Source organism: Tistrella mobilis, assembly GCF_039634785.1.
Taxonomy (GTDB): domain Bacteria; phylum Pseudomonadota; class Alphaproteobacteria; order Tistrellales; family Tistrellaceae; genus Tistrella; species Tistrella mobilis.
Map to the genome: position 1 here is coordinate 51,786 of NZ_JBBIAB010000028.1, position 7,646 is coordinate 59,431.

6 protein-coding genes and 1 pseudogene are annotated in these 7,646 nt (G+C 62.2%); 6 read left to right on the top strand and 1 reads right to left on the bottom strand.

The genetic code is table 11. The features are described from left to right. Positions 1–14 precede the first annotated feature (14 nt). From WI697_RS24540 to WI697_RS24560, 6 genes are all read left to right on the top strand, one after another. Positions 15–2,849 carry an ATP-binding protein gene (locus tag WI697_RS24540; RefSeq protein ID WP_345960275.1) on the top strand — a complete coding sequence of 945 codons (2,835 nt, stop codon included), beginning with the start codon at positions 15–17 and terminating at the stop codon, positions 2,847–2,849. A 321-nt stretch (positions 2,850–3,170) separates the two neighbouring features. Then, positions 3,171–3,857, top strand: coding sequence for a ParA family protein (locus WI697_RS24545; RefSeq protein ID WP_296708594.1), 687 nt, complete (start codon positions 3,171–3,173; stop codon positions 3,855–3,857). Then, positions 3,854–4,213 carry a hypothetical protein gene (locus tag WI697_RS24550; protein ID WP_345960276.1) on the top strand — a complete coding sequence of 120 codons (360 nt, stop codon included), beginning with the start codon at positions 3,854–3,856 and terminating at the stop codon, positions 4,211–4,213. Before WI697_RS24545 ends, WI697_RS24550 begins: the two co-directional genes overlap by 4 nt. Positions 4,214–4,519: 306 nt before the next feature. Continuing rightward, the gene (locus WI697_RS27500) at positions 4,520–4,726 is read left to right on the top strand and encodes a CopG family ribbon-helix-helix protein (RefSeq protein WP_372014602.1); all 207 of its coding nucleotides are present in this window, start codon (positions 4,520–4,522) and stop codon (positions 4,724–4,726) included. Positions 4,727–4,915: 189 nt separating this feature from the next. Further along, positions 4,916–6,304 (top strand): helix-turn-helix domain-containing protein, encoded by a 1,389-nt coding sequence (locus tag WI697_RS24555; RefSeq protein WP_345960277.1) that lies wholly within the window; start codon positions 4,916–4,918, stop codon positions 6,302–6,304. A 141-nt stretch (positions 6,305–6,445) separates the two neighbouring features. Further along, entirely contained in the window at positions 6,446–6,787 is a 342-nt protein-coding gene (locus WI697_RS24560) for a single-stranded DNA-binding protein (RefSeq protein WP_345960278.1), read from the top strand. A 207-nt stretch (positions 6,788–6,994) separates the two neighbouring features. On the opposite strand, the pseudogene WI697_RS24565 reads toward WI697_RS24560, so the two are convergent. Beyond that, positions 6,995–7,646, bottom strand: a pseudogene (locus tag WI697_RS24565) (IS630 family transposase); the annotation flags it as partial.

Here is a 7,646-nt window from a genome sequence, read left to right on the forward strand (position 1 = left end):
AGGGGGAGCCGACGATGAAACCTTGGAGAGAAGTGGCTGTACCCCATCAGGACGTGCTTGAAGGCACGTTCCAACAATCGGAGTTTGCGGCCGACATCACAGCCGTCAACACCGGCAAGGCCAGTCGCGAGTATCAGGATGCCGGCGCGTTCTTCGACCGCACTTTCATCACCGAGGGCATGGCGCAGCTGCTGACTCAGGTTGCGCAGCGGCTCGCCGGCCGGGGTGGCGAGCCGGTCGTGCAGCTTCAGACCGCCTTCGGCGGCGGCAAAACGCACACGATGCTCGCTGTCTATCACCTTGCCACCCGCAAATGCGCCTTGTCCGACCTCGCCGGCATTCCGGCGCTTGTCGATCGGACGGGCTTGATGGACGTGCCGCAGGCCCGCGTCGCGGTGCTGGACGGCACCGCGCACGCGCCGGGCCAGCCGTGGAAGCGGGGGAGCCAGATGGTCAAGACCCTTTGGGGCGAGATCGCATGGCAGCTCGGCGGCGCAGACGCCTTTGCGCTTGTCGCCGAGGCCGACGCCACTGGCACATCCCCGGGAAAGGACGTGCTGCGCGAGCTTCTTGAGCGCCATGCGCCTTGCGTCGTGCTGATCGACGAGCTGGTCGCCTATATCCGGCAATTCCCGGAATCCCAGGCGATCAGCGGCGGCAGCTACGATTCTAACCTGTCCTTCGTGCAGGCACTCACCGAAGCCGTGAAGCTGGTGCCGCGCGCCATTGTGCTCGCCTCTTTACCGGAGTCCGATCTTGAGGCGGGCAGTCAGCGCGGAGTCGCGGCGTTGCGCGCCCTCGAAAAGACGTTCGGGCGTGTGCAGGCGCTTTGGAAGCCGGTGGCGACCGAGGAGGCCTTCGAGATTGTGCGTCGCCGACTGTTCGAGCCGGTGCGCGACGAGAAGGCCCGCGAGGCCGTATGCCGCGCCTTCGCCGATGCCTATATCGCTGAGGGCGTAAAGCTGCCGGCCGAGACGCAGGAACGGCGCTACTACGAGCGTCTGTTGCACGCCTATCCGATCCACCCGGAGGTGTTCGACCGTCTCTATGAGGACTGGACAACCATCGACGGGTTTCAGCGCACGCGCGGCGTCCTGAAGCTCATGGCGAAAGCCATCTTCCGGCTGTGGAAGGACGACAACAAGGACTTGCTCATCATGCCCGGCAGTCTGCCGCTCCATGATGGCAGCAGCCGCAACGAGCTGACATATTATCTTCCGGCCGGTTGGGATGCGGTCATCGAGCGCGACATCGACGGCGACCGCGCCGAGACGACCGCTCTGGAGAACAAGGAGCCGCGCTTCGGCCAGGTCGGCGCGGCCCGGCGCATTGCACGCACAGTCTTTCTCGGCAGCGCCCCGTCATCGGTCGCCTCCAAGGTCGCCGCACGCGGCCTCGACCGCGCGCATATCATTCTCGGCTGCCTTCAGCCGGGTCAGGCATCTTCCGTCTATGCCGATGCGCTCGGCCGGCTTGCAGACCGGCTGCACTATCTCAATGCCTCCGGTGACAAGGGGCAGGATACAACCCGCTTCTGGTTTGACACCCGTGCCAATTTGCGGCGGGAGATGGAGGATCGGAAGCGCCGCTTCGACGACCGGACGGAGGTGCGCGACAAGATCGCCGAGGTGCTGAAGAAGACCGTCGGCAACGCCACGTCGTTCGATGGCGTGCATGTCTTCATCCCGCATGGTGACGTACCGGACGACACCGCCTTGCGCCTGATCGTCCTACCGCCGGAGACGTGGTATGCCCGCGAGGAACACCGGCTCGCCTTCGAGGCCGTGCTTGAGATCATCGGCAAGAACGGCGCGAAGCCGCGCTACCGCAGTAATCGGCTGATCTTCCTTGCCCCGGATCACGGGGCCACGTCCCGGCTCAGCGACGCCACGCGCGTCGCGCTCTCTTGGAGTTCGATCGTCGAGGACGTGAAGGAAGGCCGGCTCAACATCGACCTCTTGCAGAAGAAGCAGGCCGAGAACGAGCTGAAGAGCGCCGAGGACGCGCTGCCGCGCGTCGTCCGCGAATGCTACAAATGGCTGCTTTGCCCGATGCAGGATGCTCCGACTGACCCGAAGCCTGGCGTCGAGGCGTTCGCCCTGAACACGACCGGCGGCTCCATCGGCAGCGAGATCGAACGGGTTTGTGCCGACAACGAGTTGGTCATCACTACATGGTCGCCGATCCACTTGCGCGCCAAGCTCAAGGAGCTTTACTGGAAGAACGGGCAGAATGCCGCGAGCGCGGCCGGTTTTTTCGAGGATACTCTGCGCTATCTCTATATGCCGCGCCTCAAGTCGCGGGACGTTCTGGCGCAGGCGATCCGTGCCGGTGCAGCCAGCAAAGACTTCTTCGGCACTGCCTACGGCGAGGCCAATGGCAGGTTCGAGGGGTTCTCCTTCGGCGGCGGTACTGTCGTCTTCGACGACACTTTGCTTCTGGTGGAGCCTCAAGCAGCTCAAGCCTGTGAGGATGCAAATCGGCCAGCGCCGTTTCCCGCTGCTCCGGTTGACGCCACGACCGTGATTGGTGTGGCCGAGGAGCCGAGTGTGTATGTTTCCAATGGCGGGAGTGTGTTGCCGAGGCCAGTGACGGCCGCGCCTATACCGGCCGCTGCAAAGCCGAGAACCTTCTACGTTTCAGCCGAGGTCTCGCCCGAGATCGCAAAAATGCGCCTTGTGCAGATCGCTGATGAAATCGTGTCCGTGCTGACATCTGACCCGAAAGCGACCGTGCGTCTTGTGGTGGAAATTTCGGCTGAGTTTCCAGATGGAGCTGGAGACGGCATGAGGCGCACAGTTTCCGCGAACGCTGACGCCCTTGGCCTGAAATCGGCTGATTGGGAATAATAATTACGGACTATTGTGCGACCAAGTTAGCAGGATAGCGGATTATGAGTCACTCTGGAAAACAGTGGGAGCCTATCTCTATGGTATCGCCGATGCTTGTCCGCTCTAACTATGGTGGCCACTGTCTTTGGTGCCCGGGCTTAGTAATAAAAAGATGCCGATGAGGCACGTCGTTCCGGGTACAGGACTTCTGCTCTCCGCGGATGCGAGGATCGAATACTTTTTGCAGCTCAACTGACAAAGCGCATAAGCATATTTACATCCATGCATAGATACATTTAACCTGCCCCCTCGTAGTTCGCGCCAATAAGGAGACCGCCGATGCCCGTCATCGCGCTCGCCAACAGCAAAGGCGGGGTGGGGAAGTCGACCACCGCCCTGGTCCTTGCGCAGGTGTTTGCGGCCCAGGGCGCCGGGGTGACGCTGCTCGATGCCGACCCGAACCAGCCGCTTGGGGCCTGGGCGGCACGGGATCCCGAGCGGGTGCCGGCCCTGCTCCGGGTGGTGCCTGATGTGACGGAAGAAAACATCCTCGATCACATCGACAGTGCCGCGGCCCGTGATCCCTTCGTGATCGTGGATCTGGAGGGCACGGCCAATATGGCGGTGTCCTATGCGATCGGCCGGGCGGACCTGGTGCTGATCCCCATGCGCGGATCCCAACTGGATGCGGATCAGGGGGCGCGGGTCATCAAGGTGATCGCCCGCCAGGCTCAGGCCTTCCGCAGGACGATCCCCTATGCGGTCCTCTTCACCTGCACGAGCGTCCTCAGGGGACGGGACTTCCGCCATATTGCGGCCAGTCTTCAGGATGCCGGCATCCCCATTCTGCCGGCGGAGATGGTCGAGCGTGCGGCTTTCCGGGCGATCATGCAGATCGGAGGCACCATCTATGACCTCGGCCCGGGCGACGTCGCCAATCCCGAAGCGGCGATCGAGAATGCGGAAGCCGTCGCGGCGGCTGTGGTGGACTATTTGAAGGGACATGTGAAGGGAGATGGGGCATGAGCGAGAGCAAGCGCGACAGCGCCCGCAAGCGCGCCACCCTGGATCTCAGTGGCTTTGCTCCGACGCCGGCCAAGCCGGCCGCGGCCGATGTCGCTGCCGCAATCGGACGCGAGGCCGGGTTCACCTCCCGGGCGGCTTCTGTTTCCACTCCGACGCCCACTCCCACTCCGACACCCGCGCCGCGCCGTGATGCCCGCATGACCATCGTGCTGCCGGCGGGTCTGCATGACTGGCTCCGCGAGCAGGCTTTTCACCGCGGCACATCGATGCGCGGGGTGATCATGGCGGCGCTCAAGGAGGCCGGGGCGCCGGTCGATGACGACGATCTCCACGATCGACGCCAGACACGCGACTGAGTTCGGCAGAGGTCAGGCCGCAAGGGGATGGGGGCGTGTTGCCCTCATCCCCTTTGTGTTGTCCGGAAAGAGCTGGGGCGCCCCACGCGACGGTTGCGAATCATGTCTGGCCAATCTTGTTCAGAATCGGCTAGCATTCAGCCCGATGGTGATTCGACGGCGACGCAGCATCCTTTCGCGGAACCGACGAAGCCCAGATGCAACCGACAACCACCCCTTGTATCGAATCGCGATTTCTATCTCAGATTCTAGGCGGGGGACAGAAAACGGTTGCTGACTCGTACATCACGACGTTACAGATAACCGATGGCACAGAATCAGCTAGCCCTACGACAGCAAGCACATCGTGACCGGCAGGCAGCTGCCGGACGTGGTCTCTTGCATACCTATGTTCCTGGCGAGCTTCTCAGCGAGTTGGATCGTCTGAAGGAGCGAGAGGGAATGCCGAATCGGAGTGTGCTGGTTGCACAAGCGCTGAAGGAATTTATCGAACGCAGGCAGGCTGAAAAGTAAAAGCCTCGGTCGCGCCAACGACCGAGGCTTTCAGAGATTGAGTGCAAGAGCCGCGATACCGCTATCAGAACCAGCCCTACACGTACAGCTCTGATGATAGCGGTAAGCGGCCCCCTCGGCAAGATCCATCTTGCGCGAGCGGGTATCTTTGCGCCCGATCTCCGGCCTCTGGAGAGGACGGACAGGAGTATGAAAACCGCGACAGGCGCGGTGCGCGATGAGCCAGCGGCTCATGCGCGACCAGCGCATTTGAACAAGCTCGCGATGCTGGATGCGACGGACCAGCTGCAGCATCTGCCGGAGCTTGCCCATTTCACCCATGCTGATGGCAAGGTGCTGCGCCGGCTGGTGCATCATCTCTCCCAGGCTGATATCGATGCCGGCGACACTGTGGTCTGGCCGAGCGCCAGCTATGTGGCGGTTCAGGGCTGCCTGTCCGACCGCCAGGTCCGGACCTCGCTGCGGCGCCTGGCCGGAGCAGGGTTGATCGAGATCCGTCATCGAGGCCGTCGCCGGACGCCCCTGATTAGCCTTCGGGGGTTCATGGAGCGCGTCGGGGATGTGATCGAGGCCGGCCGCGCCGCCATCACTCTTATGCGCAAAGCGGAAGAGATTTCCGCGGATGACGGAAAAATTTTCCGGACAACAGAAACAGTCAGAAGAACCAGCCAATCTGTAAACACGGCCGCTTCGCGAAGCGATCAAAAAACGGCGCCGGCTACGCCGCCGCACACTCATAGCCCCGCCACAACCCTAACAACCAGCTCATCATCAGATACAATCGCCGGCATCTGCCCGCCAACGCGGGCACGTCGATCCGCTGGAAGTTCGTCGGCAACACCGGATCTCACGGCACCGCCGGTGGACGATCTGCATGCCCTGCTTGCCCGCAGTCGGACCGGCCAGATTCTGGCAGGAACCGATGACCTCATTCACCTGGATCGTCTGGAAGCACGGGCAGCCGAACATTTTGAGAGCACGATCGGCGCCGCTCGTCATCCTGGCCGGATCTGGACCTGGGCCCTTGATCGCCATGGCCCGGCTGAGGCCATCACGGCCTGGATTCTGGCCTGTGATAGCCCGGAAATTACCAGCCCGGGCGCGTGGTTCATGCGCTGGGTAGCAACGCCGCAGCGCTGGGATCTGGCTCCGAATGTCGCCCGACTGCTGGCTCGATCGCCTGAGCCGGCGACATCACCGCGTATCGACTACAGCGAGGCGCCCCGAGCGCGGGTTGAGGATCTGAAGCGCCTGGCAGCCCGGATCGAAGCAGAAACCGCCCCTGCGAGCCTTCCGGCCTCGCCTGGCCTCCCTCAGTCTGGCACCCCTCAGGCTCTCAGCGAGGCAGGAGAGGCCTGGAAACACTTCCTGGAGGCCTGGACAGCTGAACGTGGGGAGGCTCTGCGGGCTTCCTGGCTCGATGGCAGCCACTGTCTCGGCATCGATGGGGACCGACGGCTTCATGTGGTGGTCAAATCCGCCTTCGCCCGGGATTGGCTGGCAAGCCGCTGCGTCGATACGAACCGGCGTGCTGCGGCTGCTGCGGGGACCGATGGGGTTGTTTTCACTGTGAAATAAGGCGCTGTTACAGAACAACACTGGTCTTCGATTGGACGCGCGGCGTGCTCTTCGGCAGGCTGCGGGCAGGGATGAACATCCATGCGGGGCTTTGGGCCCCATGTGGGTGCCCTGGCCCTCCTCTCAAGGAGCGCTCCAATGATGAACCAGTGGACCCTTATCGGCCGGATCGGCACCATCGAGACCAGGAACGGGCGGGAAAAATCCCGGCTCTACCTCTCGGTTGCCGAAGATGCGGATTATTTCGACCAGACCCGGGAAGAGTGGGTCAAGCGCACGCGCTGGCACAATCTCGTCGCCTGGTCGGAGATCGCTGAACGGATCACCAGGTCTTACAAGGTCGGTGATCTGGTCGTGGTCGAAGCCGAGGTACAGCCTTGGCGGGTCGAGGAAGAAGGCGGAGACGGATGGCGATCGGGGGTCAACTTCGTCGTCCATCGAATCCGCCTGCTCGCCCGGCCCAAGGCCGCTGAGGAACAGTAACGGCCGGCGTTCCAGCGTCTGGCTGTCGGTAGGGTGCTGTCTGCGGGCAGCACCCTATATCATCTCCATAAAAACACAGTATATACGCATATACACATAAATGTAAATAAATTATTAGCCCCTCGTTCGGCGAGGAGTGCACCTCATGGCAGCTGGTTTCCCACTTAATGCATTGAAAATTTTTGAAATTATACCAATCTGCAATAATCAGAACCCATGAGCCCAGCGCCTCAGCCCGATGGACATGATCTTCCATGGCTGGCTGATGAGCTTGTTCCAGGCATGGCAGCACATGGCGATGATCTGGTCGTAGGATTCGAAGATGCGGTTGGACAGCCAGTTGTCACGCATAAACTGCCAGACATTCTCGACCGGATTGAGTTCCGGGGATCTGGGCGGCAGGGCGACGATGGTGATGTTCGCTGGTACGATCAGCTTATCGGTCATATGCCATCCGGCCCGATCCATCATGAGCACGGCGTGCGCTCCGGGCGCGACCTGGGTGGCGATCTCATCGAGATGCCATTGCATGCCACGGGTGTCGCAGCGGGGCAGGACCAGGGCGGCGCCGACACCGCGTTCAGGGCACACGGCCCCAAAGATGTAGGCGGAGCTGGTGCGTTGATCCTGGGGTGCTACAGGACGTGTTCCTCGCCTGGCCCAGCGTCGCGTGATCTTGTTCTTTTGGCCGATCCGGGCTTCATCCTGCCACCACAGCTCTATCCCGGTTCCCGGCGGTAAGGCGGCGTCGATTTCTGCCAGTCTGGTCTGGAATTTTTTTTAAAGTCTTCAAGTGCTTTGACATCCTGGGCATGGTGACGGGGCCGGGCCGACAGCTTGCGGAACCCCATCGCCTTCA